Genomic DNA, 20,002 nt, shown 5'->3' on the forward strand with positions numbered 1-20,002 from the left:
GAACGGATCGTACCGATCAGGAGATCGGCGTCGTGCCGTTGAGGGTGCCGGCATCCTTGACGACAGCAGCGCCGCTCTCCCAGCCGACGAGGTTCGCGTCCGCGCCCGCGTCCAGCACGATCTCGCGGGCCGCGGTGGCGATGACGATGTTCCCGTCGCCCTGAACGCTGAGCTCGTCGACGGCGGGCAGCAGGACGGTCGCCGCCGAGGCCAGGATCGTGACCTCCCGGCAGTCGCCTGTCACCTCCACGACCAGTGCGTCGGCGTTGCGGTCGACCGTGTACACGCCGTCCACGCACGCCACGTGCTGGGTGACCTTGTCGCTCCAGCGACTGCGCTGCAGCTTCGCCATGCGCTCGTCATCGACGACACCGCCCACGTTCGCGCTGTCGCTCGGCGACGGCGAGGGCGCCGCTGCCGTCGGAGAGGGGGATGCGGCCGCATCGGCGGCCGTCGAGGTCGCGGCGCCGGCGTCGGACACCCGGACACTGCAGCCGGCGAGTGCGCAGCCCGCGATCAGGAGCGCGAAGGACAGAGCGAGAGGGCGGCGTAGCGTGTTCATGCAGACAACGTTACGAATCGGATGTCGCAGCCGCGTCGCGACCGTGTCGCGATCTTGCGACAGGGCATGATGAGGCGAACACCCGCACGCCGCCGAGCTCGCACCGGCCGACCTTCCGACAGGACGACATGGACGTCGCACTCCTCGTCAATCCGACAGCCCGTGCCTCCGCACGCAGCCACGCCGCGGAGGACGTCGCCGCGCGCCTGCGCGCCCACGGCATCCGCACGACGTTGATCGCGGGCGGCAGCGCCGTCGAGTCCACCGACCTGCTGCGCCTCGCCCTCCAGGCGGGTGCCGATGCCGTGCTCGTCGCGGGCGGGGACGGCACGGTCAATCTCGCCGCGCAGGAGCTGGCGGGAACCGGCATCTCCCTCGGCATCGTACCGACGGGCACCGGTAACGACGTGGCGACCGCCCTCGGGCTGCGCGAGCGCGACGCGCGCGGAGCCGCCGAAGCCGTCGCGGCGGGGTCCACACGCACGATCGATCTCGCGCGCGTGCGTCGCGCGGACGGCTCGACGTCGTTGTACGCGACCGTGCTGGCGAGCGGATTCGACTCGCGGGTGAACGACCGCGCCAACCGCATGCGCTGGCCCCGCGGCCACGTCCGCTACGACCTCGCGATCCTCATCGAGTTCCTGCGACTGCGCTGCGTCGCCTTCGAGGTGGAGCTCGAGCACGACGACGGCACGATCGAACGCCGCGGCGAGGACCTGCTCATGGCGACGGTGGGCAACGGCCCGACCTATGGCGGCGGCATCCCCATCTGTCCGGATGCCGACCTCGCCGACGGCCTGCTCGACGTCACGCTCGTGCGCCCGCTCGGACGGACGCGCCTGCTCCGGCTGCTGCCCCGCGTCTACCGCGGCACGCATGCCGGCCTGGACGAGGTCGTCACCGCACGCGTGCGGCGGGTGGGACTGTCCGCCCCCGCGACCACCGCCTACGCGACGGCGATGCGGTGGGGATGCTGCCACTGGAGATCGACGTCGTTCCCGGTGCGCTCCGCGTCTTCGCGCCGGCGGCGCGCTGATCCCGTTTCCGGGCCGGGTCACGGACCGATCCGACGGTTGCGGTCAGTGGTGGCTCGCCTGCTCCGCGCGCAAGCGGGCCAAGACCTGGTCGCGCAGCTCCTCGGGAGCCGTCTCCTTGCAGGCTCGTGCGACGACGGCGGTCAGCGTCGTGGCCACCAGCGCCTCGTCGCGGCAGGACGGACAGTTCTCCAGGTGCGCGCGGATGTCGGCGTGCTCGGTCTTGCAGACCTCGTTGCGGAGGTACTCTTCCAGGTCCTTGCGTGCTTTGTCGCAGCCGCAGTCACTCATTTCTTGCTCCCTGATGAAGTCGCGGGCACCGGCACGTCCATGCCGCGCTCGCGCGCGTAGTCGGCGAGGAGGTCACGCAGCATGCGCCTGCCACGATGCAGGCGGCTCATGACCGTGCCGATGGGGGTTTTCATGATGTCCGCGATCTCCTGATACGCGAAGCCCTCGACGTCGGCGAGGTACACCGCGAGACGGAAATCCTCCGGAATCGACTGCAGCGCGTCCTTGACCGCGGATGCCGGCATGTGGTCGATCGCCTCCGCCTCCGCCGAGCGGCTCCTGGTGGCTGTCGTGGACTCCGCGCCGCCGAGCTGCCAGTCCTCGAGATCGTCGATCGTGCCCTGATAGGGCTCGCGCTGCTTCTTGCGGTACGTGTTGATGTACGTGTTCGTCAGGATGCGGTACAGCCACGCCTTGAGGTTCGTGCCCTGCGTGAAAGAGGACCAGGATGCGAAGGCCTTGACGAACGTCTCCTGCACCAGATCGGCCGCATCCGCCGGGTTGCGCGTCATCCGCATGCCCGCGGCGTACAGCTGATCCATGAACGGCAGCGCCTGCTGCTCGAACTGCGCACGGGCGTCCGCGGCGCTGTCGACCTCGTCCGCCGGGACGAGGTCTGTGGCCGGGGTTTCGGGGGTCGGCGACTCGAGGGCCGCGTGCTCTTCCATCAGGGCCCAGTCTACGTCGGCGATGTCCGGCACCAGGGGTGCGAGTGTCGCGGTCACGGGGCTCCTCTCTTCGTCGGCGTCCACCGTTCGGCAGGCTGCACCCGTCGCGCCGAAGGCGGCACTGTCGGACGGGTTCGTTAGGGTAGAACCCGATGACAGTCACCGGGTATTCCCCTCTTCCGCCGGCAGGTTCTCCCTGGCCGGCGCCGCGTGCGGACGAGGCCGTGCATGCGACGGTCTCGGTGCCCGGCTCGAAGTCGCTCACCAACCGCAAGCTCGTCCTCGCCGCACTGGCCGACGGCCCCAGCACGCTCACCTCACCCCTGCACTCCGAGGACTCGGAACGCATGATCGCGGCGCTGCGCGCACTGGGCGTGGAGGTCTCCGAGGTGCCCGGCTCCGGTCGGTTCGGACCCGACCTGCTGGTGACCCCTCCGGCATCCTTCCGCGGTGACGTCGAGATCGATTGCGGTCAGGCCGGCACCGTCATGCGCTTCATCGCCCCCCTCGCCGGACTGGCCCACGGCGACGTCACCCTCACGGCACACCCGAGCGCCCTGCACCGCCCGATGGGCGAGATGATCAAGGCGCTACGCGAGATCGGTGCCGACATCGACGACGGTGGCACCTGGTCGCTGCCCTTCACGGTCCGCGGGCGCGGGCACATCCGTGGCGGCGAGGTCACGATCGACGCGAGCGGCTCGAGCCAGTTCGTCTCCGGACTGCTCCTGGCCGCGCCCCGCTTCGACGTGGGCCTTCACCTCATCCACTCCGGCGAGCGCCTCCCGTCGGTCCCCCATATCGACATGACCATCGAGACGCTCGCGCGTCGCGGCATCCAGGTCGAGCACCCCACACCCACTGAGTGGGTCGTTCCCGCTGGCACCCTGCGCGGACGCGACGCCGCGATCGAGCCGGATCTGTCGAACGCGGCGCCTTTCCTCGCTGCGGCGATGCTGACGGAGGGCTCGGTGACGATCCCCGGGTGGCCCGCGAGTTCGACACAGCCCGGCGCGCTCCTGCCCGAGATCCTCACTCTCCTGGGCGGGCGGGCAACCCGCCGCGGCGGCGCTCTCACCGTGACCGGCGGTCCCCGCATCGCCGGCGTCGACCTCGACCTGAGCGCGGCGAGCGAGCTGACGCCGACTCTGTTCGCGCTGGCCGCCTTCGCCGACGCCCCAACGACCCTCCACGGCATCGGACACATCCGCGGCCACGAGACGAACCGTATCGAGGCCCTCATCGCCAATCTGGAGGCACTCGGCGGACGCGCCGAGGAGCTGCCCGACGGCATCCGCATCGTGCCCGCTGACCTCCACGGGGGCCTCTGGCGCGCGCATCACGACCACCGCATCGCGACCGCCGGCGCCCTCATCGGCTTGCGCGTGCCCGGCGTCGAGGTCGACCACATCGAGACCACGGCGAAGACCATGCCGGAGTTTCCCGCCCTGTGGAGCGGGATGCTGTCCGGGTCTGCGAACGATTGAGCCGGCCGGTGCGAGGCGTGCAATGAGCTGGCTCGATCTCGACGACGATGACGACGAACTCGAGTTCGACGAGACCGACATCCGGGTACGCCCCAATCCGAAGGCGAATCGCCCGCGCACGAAACGGCGCCCCGCCCACGCTGATGCGGTGATCGGTCGGGTGCTCGGCGTCGACCGGGGCCGCTACACCGTGTTGATCGACGAAGACGGTCCCGACGAGCACACCGCTCTCGCCGCCCGGGCGCGCGAACTGCGCAAGCAGCCGATCGTCACCGGCGACCGTGCGCGCGTTGTGGGCGACACCAGCGGCGATGAGGGCACTCTGACGCGCATCGTCGGGCTCGAGGAGCGCACATCGCTCCTGCGGCGCAGCGCCGACGACACCGACCAGGTGGAGAGGGTCGTGGTCGCCAACGCCGACCAGATGCTCGTCGTCGTCGCCGCCGCCGATCCCGAGCCGCGGCCTCGGCTGGTCGATCGCTACCTTATCGCGGCTCTGGACGCCGGCATCCATCCGCTCCTGGTCGTGACCAAGACCGACCTGGCCGATCCCGCCTCCTTCGTTGCGCACTTCGAGGGCGTGGACGATCTGGAGATTTTCACGAGCGGCCGCGGCCAGATGCCCGTCGAGGAGATCGGGCGACGCCTGATCGGCCACTCGACCGTCTTCGTCGGCCACTCCGGTGTCGGCAAGTCGACGCTGGTCAACGCCCTCGTCCCCACGGCGGATCGCGCAACAGGGCACGTGAACGAGGTGACGGGCCGCGGCCGGCACACCTCGAGTTCGACCGTGTCGCTGCGCTACGTGACGGCAGAGGGCCGCGGGTGGGTGATCGACACCCCCGGCGTGCGATCGTTCGGGCTCGGACACGTCGACCCCGCGAACATCCTGCGGGCATTCACGGATCTCGCCGTCGTCGCCGAGGAGTGTCCTCGCGGCTGCACGCACCTTCCGGACGCGCCCGATTGCGCACTGATCGAGGCGGTGGCTGAGGGACGCCTGGGAGAGCGCGGAGCGGCGCGACTGGATTCGCTGCAGCGTCTGCTCTCCACGTTCGCTTGATCGTAGGCTGGAGCCATGCCACGCCTCGAACCCGGTACCCCCGCTCCCGACTTCACGCTCGTCGATCAGGACGACGCACCGGTCAGCCTCCACGACCTGCGCGGCACGCCGACCGTGCTGTTCTTCTATCCCGCCGCCATGACTCCCGGCTGCACGACGGAAGCCTGCGATTTCCGCGACAGCCTGGCACCGCTGGAGGCGGCGGGCTACGCGGTGATGGGGATCTCGCGCGATGACCCCGCCACCCTGCGCCGGTTCCGCGAGCGCGATGGGCTCACCTACCCGCTGCTCAGCGACCCCGACCACGCCGTGCACGACGCCTATGGCGCCTGGGGCGAGAAGATGAACTACGGCAAGACGGTGGAGGGCGTCATCCGCTCGACGATCGTCGTGGATGCCGAGGGTATCGTCACGCACGCTCTGTACAACGTGAAGGCCACCGGGCACGTCGCCCGGGTGCGCTCCCTGCTCGGCGTCGGCTGACCCGTCGCGTCCACAGCGGCGCTCGGGGTCGCTCAGCGGCGCTCGTCGTCGCGCCGCGCGGCGACTGTCCGGGCTGCGACGACGAGGGCGACCAACCCGATGGCGGCGGGAATCGCCGTGACCAACGCCGTGGAGACGGACGGAGTCGGGCCGGTGATGGCGCCGAGCGCCACCGCCAGGATCAGGAGCTGGCTGACGATCCCCCCGGACCGCCCCCAGGAGTGACCCCGCCACACGGCGGCCGCGAAGGCGGCGAGCGCCACCGCCCCGATCGCTGTGAGGACGATGAGCGCGATCGAGCTGACCACGTCGTCGGTGTCGCCGGTGACCAGCGCGACGATCTCCCAGCCGGTCACGAGGAGAACGGCGAGCGCCTCCAGCGCCAGAATGGCCGAACCGGTCCGCTCTGCTGGCGTCGTCATCATGCGGGCAGGCCCTCCGATACAGGCAGTACACAGCACACGCCGGGGGAAATGCCGAGTTCACCCTTGATTCATCTGAATGACCATGGGAGCATTGATCTATCCGTGTGCTCCCACAGTGGCGTGGGGCGAGCGTCTGCTCGCACACCATCAGGGTAATCGACGCCCGACGTCACACCCACCCGACTTCTCATCCCGCATCAAGGAGCACCCCCTATGGATTGGCGCGACAAAGCCGCCTGCCTGACTGTCGACCCCGAGCTGTTCTTCCCCGTGGGGAACACCGGGCCTGCTGTCGATCAGATCGAGAAAGCCAAGTCCGTGTGCGCGCGCTGCACCGTCACGGAGGTCTGCCTGCAGTACGCCCTCGAGACCGGTCAGGACTCGGGCGTGTGGGGCGGGCTGTCCGAGGACGAGCGCCGTGCTCTGAAGCGCCGCGCTGCCCGCGCCCGCCGCGCAAGCTGAGACGGCGCCCGCCCGCTCCCGCTCGCACCGTCGACGATGATCTCGTCGGCGTCGCGGGGACTCAGCTCTGGGTGCGCCCCAGATAGCGCATCGGGATCTCGATGGTCACCTCGGTGCCCGAGCCGACGAGCGTGTGCCAGTCGATTGTGCCGCTGAGCTCGCCCTGAATGAGGGTGCGGACGATCTGCGTGCCGAGTCCCCGCCCGACCTGTCCTTCCGGCAGGCCGACGCCGGTGTCGCGCACCTTCACGCCCAGTCGATCCTCGGTGCGCTCCGCGATGATCTCGACCTCGCCCTCCTGATCGACCAGACCGTGCTCGACGGCGTTGGTGACGAGCTCTGTGAGAGCAAGAGCGAGAGGCGTGGCGTACTCGCTGGGCAGTGTGCCGAACGTGCCGGTCTTCCGCGTCCGCGCGCGGGTGTTGGGTGACGCGGCGACTTCCGCGACGAGCTTGAGCACCCGATCGAAGACGTCGTCGAAGTCGACGTTCTGAGCGAGCCCCTCCGACAGCGTGTCGTGGACCACGGCGATCGCCGCGACCCGGCGCATCGCATGCGTCAAAGCGTCGCGCGCCTCATCCGAGTGCGTGCGCCGCGACTGGATGCGCAGCAGCGACGCGACCGTCTGCAGGTTGTTCTTGACGCGATGATGGATTTCACGGATCGTCGCGTCCTTGGTGATCAGCTCCTGCTCCTGGTGGCGGATCTCCGTGACGTCCCTGCACAACACGATGGCGCCGATCCGGTTGCCGTGGTCCTTGAGGGGGATGGTGCGAAGCGACACCGTGACCCCGCGCGCCTCCAGGTCGGCCCGCCACGGTGCGCGACCGGCCATGACGATCGGCAACGACTCATCGAAGTCGCGCCCCTTCGGCAGAATGCCGGTGGCCACTTCGAGCAGGGACTCCCCTTCGAGCTCGTCGTCGAAGCCGAGGCGATTGAACGCGGAGAGGGCGTTGGGGCTGGCGAAGGTGGTGGTGCCGTCGACGTCGATGCGGATCAGACCGTCGGAAGCGCGCGGCGCACCCCGTCGGGGCGAGGTCGGTGCGGCGAGGTCGGGGAAGTCGGCGCTCGCGATCATCCCGAACAGATCGTCGGCACAGTCGTTGAAGGTGATCTGCTGACGTGACGGCGTGCGCGCCTCGCCGAGGTTGGTGTGCCGTGTGAGCACCCCCACCACCATCGGCGACTGCTCACCGGCGCCGGCAGCGCGCACGATCGGCACAGCGCGCACGCGCGTGGGGGTCTCTTCGAACCAGTCCGGGGATGCCGAATCGACGATCTCGACGCGCGTGAACGCATCACGCACCTGCGTGCGCCACTGCGGGCGCACCATGTCGCCGACGATGTCCCGGTAGAACAGCGTCGCCGCACCGCTCGGCCGGGTGTGGGCGACGGCGATGAACGAGTCGTCCACCGTCGGCACCCAGATGACGATGTCGGCGAAGGCCAGGTCGGCGAGGAGCTGACCGTCGCCGGCGAGGCGGTGCAGCCACTCGACGTCCGCCCCCGTGGATCGGCCCTGGGCATAGACGAGATCGCTGAGCGTCGACACGCACCCAGCCTAGGCGAGATCGTTCATCGGTGACGCGGCCGAGCGCGCCTCAGGCCACGCCGCGAAGAGTGCGCCGCGTCCGGGGCCGAGCGTCCCTGCGCTGGCCCTCGCTGTCGGCGCCGGCTGCCGCACGCGATCGAGGCACCGCAGCGCGCGCCGGTGGCGGATCGATCGCCTCGCCGACGAATCGACGAACGGCGCCAGACAGAGCCGAGCGTGGCGCCACATGCCCGACCGGCTGCGCCTGCAGGACCGCGGCATCGGCAGCCTTCGGATCCCACGGGACGAACCAGCACGCGGCGACGCCGACGTAGCGCTCGAGCGTGCGGCGCACCTGTGACCGCGCGTCGATCCCGAGCGTCGAGGACCGCGTCTTGTTGACCAGGACGTGGATGGGCGCGGCGCCGGCCGCGGCGCGCAGATCGGCGTGCGCCCTGACGAAGCGTGCAACTCCGACGGGGTCTGCGGAGACGACCGCGACGACGATGTCCGCCGCGGCCAGTACCGCGAGCGTCGCCGCGTTGCGGCGTGGACCCTCGATATCGCTCACGATCTCCTCGTCGCGCTCCAGCGGCGCCGCGACATCGACGATGAGATCCTCGACCCACGTACGACACTGTTCGAGAGCACCGCCGACTCGCGCCGAGGACAACTCGGGCCAGCGCCCCGGCCGGTTGATCCCCGCCAGGACCGCGACATCACCGAGGGGCAGCGCGATCCTCTCGAGCTCGGCCGCGCTCAACGTCCCGCGCTCCGCCGCCCGACAGGCCGCGGCGAAGCCCGGCCCCTCGTCGGCGAGCCCGGTCAGCATCGCGACCGATGGGGCATGCGTGTCCGCGTCGATGAGGCCGACACGGCGGCCATCCCGAGCGAGCTCCGCCGCCAACTCGATGGAGATGGTGGTGCGGCCGGGTGCGCCGGCGGGGCCCCAGACCGCGACGATGCGACCGCGCGGGGGCGCCGTCGCCGCCGCCGTCGCCGCGTGCAGCACCGCGGTGCGGACGCCGTCCGGCGCGCACGTGGTGATGCCGAACATCTCGGCGAGTCGGCGATCGGCCGCGCCGCCGCAGACCGCGACGATGCGCACTCCGAAGCGGTCGCACACGGTGACCAGCTGAGGAGTCAGCGTGTCTCGGCCGGCGTCGACGGCGAGGACGTCGGCGGCGGCGAGCGCGCCGAGCAGTTCCGCCGCGGCGCGGCCCGTGACAGCGTCGGCGGCGGCATCCGCCGGAGCATCCGCTGCCACGACGAGAAGAACCTCGGCATCGTCGTCGCGGAGACCGTCCACGACGACGGGGGTGTCCAGCCGGTCGGACGCCAGCACCACGCGCACGCTCATGAGCCCGCTCCGCCGCTGGGGACGATCGACAGGCTGGACCCGTCGGCGATCGCGGCGAGGGTGGCGGCGACGTCGGCGCGGTCGATCACGATCTCGACCGCGACGGCGGTCGCGCCCATCATCGACCGGTCGCGATCGACCGATGCGACCGTCGCGGAGCCGACCAGGATGCGGGGCGTGTCGTAGGCACCGCGCTCCCGCGGCGCCGCGGCCCAGACATCGACCGATGATCCCGTGCCGACGGTGGCGGGCACCTCGCTCGCGCTCGTGATGACGACCGTGGTGCTGCGCACGCCGGCCGCGTCACCGAGCGCATCGTTCGGCACGAGCTCGCCGGCGCGCACGACGCGGGTCGCGACGGCTCCCGGCCGAAGCGTCGTCGGCGTCGCGTAGGAGTCGTGCACGGGCCCGAGCGCGACATCGACCACGCGCAGGTCGGCGGATTCGACGGCCTCGCCCGGGAGCAGCGTCGTGGCTGCGGCGAACACGGGCGCCGTCTGGCGCGCTGCGGCGACCACGAACCAGACGCCGGCCACCGAGACGACGATCAGTGCGATCCCGAGGAGGAATCGCAGGTCTGCCCAGAAAGCGCGAGGGCGAGGTCGGGCCGTGACGGAGTCGCTCATGTCGATATGGTGACGCAGCGTCCCGCCGGCACGGGCTGGTTATCCACAGCGCGGCGTGGACCCGTGAGGCCTCGCCTGGCGGGCCGCATAATGGCCTCATGCCCGAATCACCCGAAGCCGGCGCGCGCCTGCTGACACCTGCCCAAGTGGCGGAGATGCTGCAGATCGCCGTCGACGAGGTGGTCGCTCTCGTGATCGACGGCCGTCTTCGCGGCATGAAGGCGGGCTCGCCGGCGCGCTGGCGCATCGATGCCGGCAGCGTCGCTGTCTACCTCGACGATCAAGCGGAGGACGCGCGGCGGATGGCGCTGTGGCGTGAGTCGAATGCGGCGAGCTTTCCGGAGTTGTGGGGTCGAGGCGCGGTGCGCAACCCGGACTGATCGCCGCGCGCCCTCCGACTGCGTCAGACGAGGTCGACGAGCGCATCCATCCGCATCGCGGACACCGCCACGAATGGGACGATCCGGAAGCCGCGCACCTGGTCGGCGCGGCGCACCCCACCGATCTCGTGCAGTGCGAGGTCGAGATGATCGGCGCCGGCGCGGTCGATCGTTCCCGACAGTGCGCGCCCCGTCACGAGATGCACCGTCACCGGGATGCGCCGGCGAACGAGATCGCGCACGACGAAACCCAGGGACATGCGCTGCGCGAGTGCGCCGCCGGGATGAGCGGCGCGCACACTGCCGAGAAGCTGCTGCGTTGCGAGCGCCATGGTCGCCACGGCGGCCAGTGGCACGATCCAGACCGTGCCCGTCGATCCGCCCTCCACGGTGACGGCGACCCAGTCCGATCCGACGCGCGTGACGGTCCCCGACAGCGTCGTGCCGTCCGTGAGCTCGAGGCCGACGGCGACATCGGCGGTCTCCGCGAGCACCACGAGCCGATCGCGGACGGGGACGCGCGCCAGACGCAGGCGCTCCGCTTCGGTGTCCAGGGCGGCGCGCTCAGCCTCCCACTCGGAGTCGAGTTGGTCTTCCAGATCCTCGAAGAAGCGGTCCCAGCGCACGCGGTGACCCTAGGGGAAGGATGCCGCCGCCCGCCGATTCTGTCCACAGCAGCCTCTCCACAGGTTGGAGGATTCTCATCCACCCTGTGCGTGGGCTGTGCTGTACTCGTCAGACGCCCGACCGGGCGGAGGACGACAGAGGAGGACGGAGCATGGCCACCGCATCCCCCGACGCTGCCGGCACAACCCGACGGAGCGTTTCGACACCGCGCCGCGGCTCCGCCTTGGAGGTCGCCGAGTATTTCGCCCCCCAGCGCACCGGCACGGACGCGCTGCCCGCTCCGGAGCCGCTGCTGAAGAACCTGACCATCGGCGTCCTCGAAGCGCTCGCCGGCGTGCGCGAGGTCGATCAACTCGCACGCTGGTTCGGCGAGGACGCGTTCCGCGCTCTGATCACACGAGCCAATCTGTCGGCTCGCGCACGCAGCGCCCGAGGCGTCGCACCGGCCCGACCCGTGCACCACATCCTCTCGACTCGTCACTCCTCCCCCGCCGACGGCGTCATCGAAGGAGTGGTCATCGTGGCAGGACCGGCGCGCACCCGCGCCGTCGCCCTCCGCTTGGAGGGCTGGGACGGGCGCTGGCGCGCCACGTCCCTCGCGCTTCTCTGACCACCCGCCGAAAGCGGGGTCGGCGCGGTCGCCGATCCCTACTGGCGGTACGAGGAGAGGAAGTTGCCGAGCCGTTCGATCGCCTCGGTGAGCACGCGCGCCTCCGGCAGCGTCACGATCCGGAAGTGATCCGGCGTCGGCCAGTTGAAGCCGGTTCCCTGCACCAGCAGCACGTGCTCTGCGACGAGGAAGTCGTAGACGAACTTGGCATCGTCGTGGATCTCATAGATCTCAGGATCGAGCCGGGGGAACGCGTAGAGAGCGCCGCGCGGCTTGTGGCACTGCACCCCCGGAATCGCGGTGAGCGCCTCGAATGCGGCATCCCGCTGCTCATGGAGCCGTCCGGTGGGAGCGATCAGCGCGTCGATCGACTGCACGCCGGACAGCGCAGCCTGCACCGCATGCTGAGCGGGCACATTGGGACACAGCCGCGTCGAGGCGAGCAGCTGAATCCCCTCGAGGAACCCGACGGCGTGCTTCTTCGGGCCGGTGATGACCATCCAGCCCGAGCGATACCCGGCCACGCGATACGTCTTGGACAGGCCGTTGAAGGTCAGGCAGAGCAGATCCGGCGCGAGCGTGGCGAGCGGGATGTGCACGGCATCGTCGAACAGAATGCGGTCGTAGATCTCGTCGCTGAGCAGCAGCAGCGAGTGCTCCCGAGCGATCTCCACGATTCCCTCGAGCACCTCACGGGAGTACACCGCCCCGGTCGGGTTGTTCGGGTTGATGACGACGATCGCTTTGGTGGCCGGCGTCACCTTCGACCGGATGTCTTCGAGATCGGGCTGCCAGCCGTTCTCGTTGTCGCAGCGGTAGTGCACCGGGGTGCCCCCGGCCAAGCTCGTCATGGCCGTCCACAGCGGATAGTCCGGAGCGGGGATGAGAACCTCGTCGCCGCTGTCCAGCAGCGCCTGCATGGTCATGGTGATCAACTCGGAGACGCCGTTACCCAGGTAGACATCGTCCGGATCGAACGCGGGGAACCCGGGAACCTGCTCGTACCGCGACACGACAGCGCGCCGCGCCGACATGATGCCGCGGCTGTCGCTGTAGCCGTGTGCGTGCGGGACCGCCTCGATCATGTCGCGCACGATCTGGTACGGCGCCTCGAAGCCGAAGACGGCGGGATTGCCGGTGTTGAGCTTGAGGATGCGGTGTCCGTCGGCCTCGAGCCGGTCAGCCTCGACGAGGGCGGCTCCACGGATCTCGTAGAGGACGTCCTTGAGTTTGGATGACTGATCGAGGATGCGGGGACTCATCGGATCAGGATATCGCCGCCCCGACGAGGCCAATCGCCGCCCGGTGGCCCGGGCGTCCGCCTACTTCTTCTTGCCGGCGGCGCGACGCTCGGCACGGTTGTTCGCCGCAGGCGCGGATGCCGCGGCATCCGTGCGCTGCCCGAATGCCCCGCGCGGAGCCTCGGCGGCGGGTGCGGCCGGCGCGGCGGGCGCGCTCTGCTGGCGGAGTTTGCTCGTCGCCGCCTGCTGCACCTGTCCGCGGTCGTTGCGGACCTCCACCTCGCCCGCATCGTTGGCGGCCGTGTACTGGAGCTTCTGGTTCTCGACCGAGGGCGCGACCTGCAGGCCCTTCGCCTCGACCTCCTCGCCGCTCTGGCGCACCTCGACCTCGAGGTTGTAGAGGAAGCCGACGGACTCCTCCTTGATCTGCCCCATCATCGTCTGGAACATCTCGTAGCCCTCGCGCTGGTACTCGATCAGCGGATCACGCTGTGCCATCGCGCGCAGGCCGATGCCGTCCTTGAGGTAGTCCATCTCGTAGAGGTGATCGCGCCACCGGCGGTCGAGCACCTGCAGCACGACCCGCCGCTCGAGCTCGCGCATCGCTGGCTCACCGAGCTTCTCCTCACGCGCCGCGTACGCGATCTTCGCGTCCGAGAGGATCTCGCGCTTGAGCACCTCCGGCGTGACGCGCCCCTGGTTGCCGCTTTCGGCGACGACCTCGTCGATCGTCACCGACACCGGGTACAGCGTCTTCAGCTCCGTCCACAGCGCGTCGAAGTCCCAGCTCTCGTTGTGGCCCGTACCGGTGTGGTCGTCGATGATCGCGCCGATGGCGTCCTCGATGAAGTGGTGGACGCGGTCGGAGAGGTCGTCGCCCTCGAGCATCTGCCGGCGGTCGGCGTAGATCGCCTCGCGCTGGCGGTTGAGGACGTCGTCGTACTTGAGCACGTTCTTGCGGATCTCCGCGTTGCGGGCTTCCACCTGCGACTGCGCACTCTTGATCGCGCGCGAAACCATGGTCGACTCGATCGCGACATCGTCCGGGAAGTTCGTGCGGGCGAGGATCGCCTCGGCGGCGCCGGACTGGAACAGGCGCATCAGGTCGTCGGTCAGCGACAGATAGAAGCGGCTCTCGCCGGGGTCGCCCTGACGGCCCGAGCGGCCGCGCAGCTGGTTGTCGATACGGCGGGACTCATGACGCTCGGTTCCGAGGACGTACAGTCCGCCGGCCTCGACGACCTTCGTCGCCTCTTCGGCGACGATGTCGCGCATCGCGGCGTAGGTCTCGGTCCATGCGGCGTCGTACTCGTCGGGCGTCTCGACGGGGTCCAGTCCCTTCGCCTTGACCTCCTGCACCGCCAGGAACTCGGCGTTGCCGCCGAGCATGATGTCGGTGCCGCGGCCGGCCATGTTGGTGGCGACGGTGACGGCGCCGAGGCGACCGGCGCGAGCGACGATCTCGGCCTCACGCGCGTGGTTCTTGGCGTTGAGGACCTCGTGCTTGATGCCCTTCTTGGCGAGCAGGCGCGAGAGGTACTCGCTCTTCTCGACGCTGACGGTACCGACGAGCACCGGCTGCCCGCTCTCATGACGGCGCGCGATGTCCTCCACCACCTGAGCGAACTTCGCCTGCTCGTTCTTGTAGACGAGGTCGGGCTGGTCCTTGCGGATCATCGGCTTGTTCGTCGGGATCGGGACGACGCCGAGCTTATAGGTCGACATGAACTCTGCCGCCTCGGTCTCGGCGGTGCCGGTCATGCCGGCGAGCTTCTCGTACAGGCGGAAGTAGTTCTGCAACGTCACCGTCGCGAGTGTCTGGTTCTCTGCCTTGACCGGGACGTTCTCCTTGGCCTCGATCGCCTGGTGGATGCCCTCGTTGTACCGGCGCCCGACCAGGATGCGGCCGGTGTGCTCGTCGACGATCATGACTTCGTCGTTCATCACGACGTAGTCGGTGTCGCGCTTGAACAGCGCCAGCGCCTTGATCGAGTTGTTCAGGAAGGAGATGAGCGGGGTGTTGGCCGATTCGTACAGGTTGTCGATGCCGAGGTAGTCCTCCACCTTCTCGATGCCGGGCTCGAGAACACCGATCGTGCGCTTCTTCTCGTCGACCTCGTAGTCGACGCCGGCTTCGAGAGTCTTCGCGATCTTCGCGAACTCGACGAACCAGCGGTTCGCCTCGCCGGAGGACGGGCCGGAGATGATGAGCGGCGTGCGCGCCTCATCGATGAGGATCGAGTCGACCTCGTCGACGATCGCGAAGAAGTGACCGCGCTGGACGAGGTCCTGCTTCTGCCAGGCCATGTTGTCGCGCAGGTAATCGAAGCCGAACTCGTTGTTCGTGCCGTAGGTGATGTCGGCGTTGTACTGCTCACGGCGCACCTCGGGTGTCTGCCCGGCGACGATCGTGCCGGTCGACATGCCGAGTGCGCGGTAGACGCGACCCATGAGCTCGGCCTGATACGACGCGAGGAAATCGTTGACGGTGATGACGTGCACGCCCTGGCCGGCGATGGCGTTGAGGTAGACCGCGAAGGTCGCGGTCAGCGTCTTTCCCTCACCGGTCTTCATCTCCGCGATGTTGCCGAGATGCAGCGCCGCGCCACCCATGATCTGGACGTCGTACGGACGCTGGCCGAGCGTGCGCTTGGCGGCCTCGCGCACGGCCGCGAAGGCCTCCGGCATCAGCTTGTCGAGGCTCTCCCCCGCCTCGTGACGGGCGCGCAGCTCGGCGGTCTCCCCGCGCAGCTCCTCGTCGGTCAGCTGCGCATAGTCCTCCTCCAGGGCGCCGACCGCCTTCACGACCTGCTGAAGCCGCCGCAGGATGCGTCCTTCGCCGGCGCGGAGCAGTTTCTCGAGAGGGTTGGCCACGGAGCATCTCCATCTATCGGGTGCGGGCGACGCGCGACGCCGCCTCGACCGCGCGCGAAGGCACGGCATACGGGGCCATGTTACCTGGCTGTGACTTTGCTTACCTGCGCGAGACCTCGAAAACACGCGCATAGGATCGTGACATGGCCGGATTCTGGGGCGCACGCAAGCAGGAACGCGAGCAGCGGGCGGCCGAGGACGCCGAGCTCGGCCGCCGGGCGGACGCGGCGCTCGTCGAGATCGACGAGCGCCTGCGCACCACGGAGGACGAACTCGTCTTCGCCGAGATCGAGTTGGGCACCGAGCCCACCCAGAGCCTCCGCGAGGCGCTGAACGCGGTGCGCAGCCACATGGGCGAGGCGTTCCAGCTGAACCAGCTCAACCACGACCACATCCCGGACACCCCCGAGGAGCTGCGCACGCGCAACGCGCGCATCATCCAGCTGTGCGACTGGGCACAGGAGCTCCTCGACGATCGCCTCCAAGCTCTCGCCGAGCCCGTCGAGCGCGCCCGCCGCGCTCCGGAGATCATCGCCGGCATCCGCGCCGACGTCGAACGGGGCACACAGCGACTCGAACGCGCCGAGGCGACTCTCGCGCGCGTGCACGCCCGGTACGCGCCTGCCGCTGTGCGACGCATCGAGAAGAACGCCACCGAAGCTGCCCAGCTCTTCGCCTTCGCCACGCACGGCGCCGATGTCTCCACGGCACGACGCGAGAGTGGTCAGCGGGAGCAGGCGAACCTCGCGCTGGAGACGGCGATGGAGGCGGTGCGCCGCGCGACCACCCTGTTGGATGCCGTGGACGCCTTCGAAGTGGAGGCGTTGCGTGCCGAATCCACGCTTGACGCCATCGTGGAGGATTCGCGCGGCGACCTCGTGGCCGCTCGTGAGCTGCAGAGCATCCCCGCCGTGAGCGCTGCCATGGCTGCGCTCGAGAACGAGCTTTCCGCACTCACCCCGGCGGGCGAGCTTCCCGACCCGTTCGGTGAGCTCACCCGACTGCGTGAGGCCAACGCCGCACTGGATGCCGCGGTCGCCAAGGCCCGTGCACGTCTGGCCCACCCCGCACCGCCTGAGAGCCACGTCCGCCACGCGATCGACGACGCGGACCGCCAGCTCGGCGTCGCGCGCAGCGTCATCTCCGGTCACCGGGGATGGATCGGAGCCGATGCGCGTACCCGTCTGGCCGAAGCGGAACGGATCCGTCTGGACCTGGCGGCGCTGAGCGCACAGCCCATCGGCGAGGACGATCGTGAACAGGCCCTCGCCGACGCCCGTCGATGCGGGCAGCTGGCGGCGGAGGCTCTGCAGCTGGCCCAGCGCGACATCGACTCCTCCCGCCCGAATGACGGCGGCTGGGGAAATGGTGGCGGCTGGGGAGGCAGCCGGCGCGGCGGAAGCGGCGGCGACATGGTCGGCGGCATCCTCGGCGGCCTCGTGATCGGCAGCATCCTGGACGGCATCTTCGACTGACGGCGCGTGGCCGCACCCAGCCAGCGGCGGTGAGCGGCTAGGGTCACGAGCGTGAGCACCGCAGCCTCGAATGTCAGCCGCACCCGCACCAGTCAAGGACTCTCCGACCGGCCGCAAGCGCAGGACTACCTCGAACTCGGGCGCTACATCGACGGGCTCGCAGATTTCATTCGCCAGTGCGCGACGCCGCTGACGCTCGCGATCCAAGGAGACTGGGGTTCGGGAAAGACCAACACGATGCTCCTCATCGAGCGCGCCCTCTCCCCCACGGCACGTCTGTCCACCGTCCACGGCAACGCGGAGCGTCGTCGGCTGGCTGCTCAGCTGACGGCGTCGAGCACAGCGCCGCTGTTCACGATCAGCTTCAACACGTGACAATACTCCCAGTTCGACCTCGACGGACAGCTGGCCGTCATGATGCTTCAGACCCTGGTGGCGGAACTGGAGAAGATCGCCCCGGAGCCCGACTCGAAGCAGAAGTGGGCGGAACGACTGCTGGCGTCGTCCCGGTACGCGAAGATGCTCACGAACGCATTGGCGAACATCGTCTCGAAGGCCACCCTGGGAGTCAGCGTCGGCGAGCTCGTGTCGGTCCCCACGACGTCGGAAGCGGACGAAATGGCCCACTCTCCCTTCGAGCTCCTGGGCATGCTGCGTCAGCACCTCTCCGAGCTCGTGAGCGCAGCCGTGGAGAATCCCGCCGATCCGGCCGATAAGGGGCGGATCGTGATTTTCGTCGACGACCTCGACCGCCTTGAGCCGCGACGCGCGGTCGAACTGATGGAGACGCTGAAGATCTTCCTCGACCTTGACCACTGCGTATTCGTCCTGGCGATCGACTTCGATGTCGTCGCTCAAGGCGTCAGCGACAAATACGGCTCGAATCGGATCGATGCGAAGAAGGCGGGCTCGTTCTTCGACAAGATCATTCAGGTCCCCTTCCACATGCCAGTCGCCAACTATCAGGTCGAGACGCTTCTCCTGCACAGCTGCGCGAGCGCCGGAATCGAGCTCAACGACGATCAGCGGACACAGTTCCGCGATCTGATCGGCACCTCGGTGCGCAACAACCCGCGTTCGATCAAGCGACTGATTAACACCCTCATGCTCCTGCGCGGAATCCTCGGCACGCAGATCCCCGTCGAGAGATTGTTCGCGGTGCTGTGTCTCCAGCTCGCGCATCCGCACGTCTTCGCCGACCTCGGCTCCGATGCATTCACGGAGCCCCTGCTCGCCGTGTTCGCCCAGGACGACGGCTTGGACAGTCTCCCGCAGGCGCTCTCGGAAGACATCGGGATGGACGCGGATGCCGCGACCGGCCTGCGGCAGCACTGGGGACTCGCGACGGTGGCCGATTGCCGGGCGATGCAGGCCTTCGCCGTGTGCCTGCGGCGCGTGTTCACCGACGCGGAGGGGGACTTCGACCGCGAGTCCTTCCTCAGCGCGCTCCTGCAGTCGGCCATTACGGGCACACGTTCGGACTCCTCCGACGAACGACCCCCGACCCACAAGTGGGGACACAAGTTCTATCTGTCCGACGAACGGTTCGCCGCCTGGCAGGATCGCTTCGCGACAGAGCCGAAGCTGCGAACGACCTACAAGCTCGCCGAACGGCTCGTCGACCGACTCGTCGACATCGATCTTCCGAGGGGGCTCGAACTCGTCGTCGGAATGCAGGTCGGGAACACTCGTCACTGGACCATCGAGTGCGGCGGCAGACGCATCGGACTGCTCGAAGTGCACCAGAAGTTCCTCCACGTCTACTTCGGCCCCCGCGCGTGGATGCGGTGGCACGGGGAGCCGGTGACCGATGACCGCACCGGACTCAACGAGTTCTGCCGCAAGGCGGTCACCTCGGCGGACGCGGTCGAGAAGATAGCGGATCTCTGGTCACAGCTGCTGACGGAACGGCTGGATCTGGACGCGACCTTCCCACGCCACGACGCATCCAGCTGAATCGACGTCGCGCACCGGAATCGGATCCCGCACACAGAATCGGATGCCGCGCGCGGCGGCATCCGATTCTGTTCACTCGCCCCGTTTCCGGGGGCCGGTCGGGTCGGTCAGGACGCGAGCTCCGCGGCCGGCGGAGCGCTGGCCGTGAGCGAGATCACGCCGTAGTCCCAGCCCTTGCGGCGGTAGACGACACTCGGGTGGTCGGTGCGGGCGTCGATGAAGAGGAAGAAGTCGTGTCCGACGAGCTCCATGCGGTCGACGGCTTCTTCGACCGTCATCCACTCGGCGTCGAAGTTCTTGGTGCGGATCACGACCGGGGTGTAGTCGTCCTCGCCCTCGTCGCCGACGGCGATCGGAATCTCGCCGGTCGCGACAGCACGCAGCGTCTCCACGGATGCCGGCTGCACATCGATGCCGGACAGCGCACCGCTGCCCTTGTCGAGCTTGGCGCCACGCGGGTGGTTTCGGGCGTCCACGCGCTTGTCCTTGGCACGACGCAGCTGCTCGGCGAGCTTGTCGACCGCCATGTCGAGCGCCGTGAACTTGTCGCTGTCGGTGGCCTCCGCACGCACGAGTGGGCCCTTGCCCGTGACGGTCAGCTCGACCGTCTCCTCTTCGCGGCTTCCATTGTGATACGCGCGGTGCGTGACCTTGACGTCGAGACGCTGCGCTCGGGGGGACAGCGTTCCGATGCGGACGGACTTCTCTTCGGTGACGGTGCGGAAACGATCCGAGATGCTCACACCCACGCCGACGATGCTGGTTTCCATCCTGACCTCCTTGTTCCGGGTCCGGCCGGTCAAGGGCGGACCCTGAGTTCGCCTTGGTCTCTCCCACGCTATCG

At 69.1% G+C, this 20,002-nt stretch carries 18 protein-coding genes and 2 pseudogenes; 9 read left to right on the forward strand and 11 right to left on the reverse strand.

Annotation, left to right across the window (positions count from 1 at the left end):
• Positions 1–16 precede the first annotated feature (16 nt).
• Positions 17–562 (reverse strand): DUF3060 domain-containing protein, encoded by a 546-nt coding sequence (locus ABS64_RS02670; protein ID WP_292680569.1) that lies wholly within the window; start codon positions 560–562, stop codon positions 17–19.
• A gap of 128 nt (positions 563–690) precedes the next feature.
• On the opposite strand from ABS64_RS02670, the pseudogene ABS64_RS02675 reads away from it, so the two are divergent.
• Positions 691–1,440, forward strand: a pseudogene (locus ABS64_RS02675) (diacylglycerol kinase family protein); the annotation flags it as partial.
• Positions 1,441–1,641: 201 nt separating this feature from the next.
• Here ABS64_RS02675 and ABS64_RS02680 read toward each other — a convergent pair.
• Together ABS64_RS02680 and ABS64_RS02685 are read right to left on the reverse strand one after the other, a co-directional pair.
• Positions 1,642–1,887, reverse strand: coding sequence for a zf-HC2 domain-containing protein (locus ABS64_RS02680; RefSeq protein WP_036317410.1), 246 nt, complete (start codon positions 1,885–1,887; stop codon positions 1,642–1,644).
• The gene (locus ABS64_RS02685; protein WP_061683361.1) at positions 1,884–2,612 is read right to left on the reverse strand and encodes a sigma-70 family RNA polymerase sigma factor; all 729 of its coding nucleotides are present in this window, start codon (positions 2,610–2,612) and stop codon (positions 1,884–1,886) included. Before ABS64_RS02685 ends, ABS64_RS02680 begins: the two co-directional genes overlap by 4 nt.
• Positions 2,613–2,707: 95 nt before the next feature.
• Between ABS64_RS02685 and aroA the strand changes: the two genes are divergently transcribed.
• Genes aroA through bcp form a run of 3 tightly spaced genes read left to right on the forward strand, consistent with a single transcriptional unit; the run spans position 2,708 to position 5,588 of the window.
• Positions 2,708–4,042, forward strand: a complete 1,335-nt coding sequence (gene aroA / locus ABS64_RS02690; protein ID WP_061683362.1) for a 3-phosphoshikimate 1-carboxyvinyltransferase — start codon at positions 2,708–2,710, stop codon at positions 4,040–4,042.
• Positions 4,043–4,064: 22 nt separating this feature from the next.
• Positions 4,065–5,105, forward strand: coding sequence for a ribosome small subunit-dependent GTPase A (gene rsgA, locus ABS64_RS02695; RefSeq protein ID WP_061683363.1), 1,041 nt, complete (start codon positions 4,065–4,067; stop codon positions 5,103–5,105).
• A 15-nt stretch (positions 5,106–5,120) separates the two neighbouring features.
• The gene (gene bcp, locus ABS64_RS02700; protein ID WP_005048321.1) at positions 5,121–5,588 is read left to right on the forward strand and encodes a thioredoxin-dependent thiol peroxidase; all 468 of its coding nucleotides are present in this window, start codon (positions 5,121–5,123) and stop codon (positions 5,586–5,588) included.
• Positions 5,589–5,620: 32 nt separating this feature from the next.
• Here the strand turns inward: bcp and ABS64_RS02705 are convergent, their stop codons facing one another.
• Positions 5,621–6,013: a hypothetical protein gene (locus tag ABS64_RS02705; RefSeq protein WP_005048319.1), complete on the reverse strand. Its 393-nt coding sequence runs from the start codon at positions 6,011–6,013 to the stop codon at positions 5,621–5,623.
• A 213-nt stretch (positions 6,014–6,226) separates the two neighbouring features.
• Here ABS64_RS02705 and ABS64_RS02710 point away from each other — a divergent pair, with 213 nt between their 5' ends.
• The gene (locus ABS64_RS02710; RefSeq protein ID WP_005048317.1) at positions 6,227–6,475 is read left to right on the forward strand and encodes a WhiB family transcriptional regulator; all 249 of its coding nucleotides are present in this window, start codon (positions 6,227–6,229) and stop codon (positions 6,473–6,475) included.
• A gap of 61 nt (positions 6,476–6,536) precedes the next feature.
• Here the strand turns inward: ABS64_RS02710 and ABS64_RS02715 are convergent, their stop codons facing one another.
• The 3 genes from ABS64_RS02715 to ABS64_RS02725 are packed head-to-tail and all read right to left on the reverse strand — an operon-like array spanning position 6,537 to position 9,995.
• Positions 6,537–8,030 (reverse strand): PAS domain-containing sensor histidine kinase, encoded by a 1,494-nt coding sequence (locus tag ABS64_RS02715; RefSeq protein WP_016463354.1) that lies wholly within the window; start codon positions 8,028–8,030, stop codon positions 6,537–6,539.
• A gap of 49 nt (positions 8,031–8,079) precedes the next feature.
• Positions 8,080–9,369 carry a P-loop NTPase gene (locus tag ABS64_RS02720; protein WP_292680577.1) on the reverse strand — a complete coding sequence of 430 codons (1,290 nt, stop codon included), beginning with the start codon at positions 9,367–9,369 and terminating at the stop codon, positions 8,080–8,082.
• Complete coding sequence (locus ABS64_RS02725; RefSeq protein ID WP_292680579.1) at positions 9,366–9,995, reverse strand: hypothetical protein; 630 nt, start codon at positions 9,993–9,995, stop codon at positions 9,366–9,368. The genes ABS64_RS02720 and ABS64_RS02725 overlap by 4 nt, the downstream gene beginning before the upstream one ends.
• Positions 9,996–10,093: 98 nt before the next feature.
• On the opposite strand from ABS64_RS02725, the gene ABS64_RS02730 reads away from it, so the two are divergent.
• Positions 10,094–10,375 carry a helix-turn-helix domain-containing protein gene (locus ABS64_RS02730; protein ID WP_121190664.1) on the forward strand — a complete coding sequence of 94 codons (282 nt, stop codon included), beginning with the start codon at positions 10,094–10,096 and terminating at the stop codon, positions 10,373–10,375.
• A 23-nt stretch (positions 10,376–10,398) separates the two neighbouring features.
• On the opposite strand, the gene ABS64_RS02735 is transcribed toward ABS64_RS02730, so the two are convergent.
• Positions 10,399–11,001: a hypothetical protein gene (locus ABS64_RS02735; protein ID WP_292680583.1), complete on the reverse strand. Its 603-nt coding sequence runs from the start codon at positions 10,999–11,001 to the stop codon at positions 10,399–10,401.
• A gap of 152 nt (positions 11,002–11,153) precedes the next feature.
• Between ABS64_RS02735 and ABS64_RS02740 the strand changes: the two genes are divergently transcribed.
• Entirely contained in the window at positions 11,154–11,612 is a 459-nt protein-coding gene (locus ABS64_RS02740; RefSeq protein ID WP_016463358.1) for an Rv3235 family protein, read from the forward strand.
• 38 nt (positions 11,613–11,650) lie between these two features.
• On the opposite strand, the gene ABS64_RS02745 is transcribed toward ABS64_RS02740, so the two are convergent.
• A complete protein-coding gene (locus ABS64_RS02745; protein WP_005048303.1) occupies positions 11,651–12,874 on the reverse strand; it encodes a pyridoxal phosphate-dependent aminotransferase in 1,224 nt (407 codons plus the stop codon).
• Positions 12,875–12,934: 60 nt separating this feature from the next.
• Positions 12,935–15,727 carry a preprotein translocase subunit SecA gene (gene secA / locus ABS64_RS02750; protein WP_292680586.1) on the reverse strand — a complete coding sequence of 931 codons (2,793 nt, stop codon included), beginning with the start codon at positions 15,725–15,727 and terminating at the stop codon, positions 12,935–12,937.
• Positions 15,728–15,870: 143 nt separating this feature from the next.
• Here secA and ABS64_RS02755 point away from each other — a divergent pair, with 143 nt between their 5' ends.
• Both ABS64_RS02755 and ABS64_RS02760 read left to right on the forward strand, forming a co-directional pair.
• Positions 15,871–17,202, forward strand: a complete 1,332-nt coding sequence (locus ABS64_RS02755) for a hypothetical protein (RefSeq protein ID WP_292680588.1) — start codon at positions 15,871–15,873, stop codon at positions 17,200–17,202.
• Positions 17,203–17,253: 51 nt separating this feature from the next.
• Positions 17,254–19,158, forward strand: a pseudogene (locus tag ABS64_RS02760) (P-loop NTPase fold protein).
• 107 nt (positions 19,159–19,265) lie between these two features.
• Here ABS64_RS02760 and raiA read toward each other — a convergent pair.
• Positions 19,266–19,928 carry a ribosome-associated translation inhibitor RaiA gene (gene raiA / locus ABS64_RS02765; RefSeq protein WP_005048298.1) on the reverse strand — a complete coding sequence of 221 codons (663 nt, stop codon included), beginning with the start codon at positions 19,926–19,928 and terminating at the stop codon, positions 19,266–19,268.
• Between the last annotated feature and the right edge of the window lie 74 nt (positions 19,929–20,002).

The sequence above is a fragment of the Microbacterium sp. SCN 69-37 genome (genome assembly GCF_001724435.1).
GTDB classification, from domain to species: Bacteria; Actinomycetota; Actinomycetes; order Actinomycetales; family Microbacteriaceae; genus Microbacterium; species Microbacterium laevaniformans.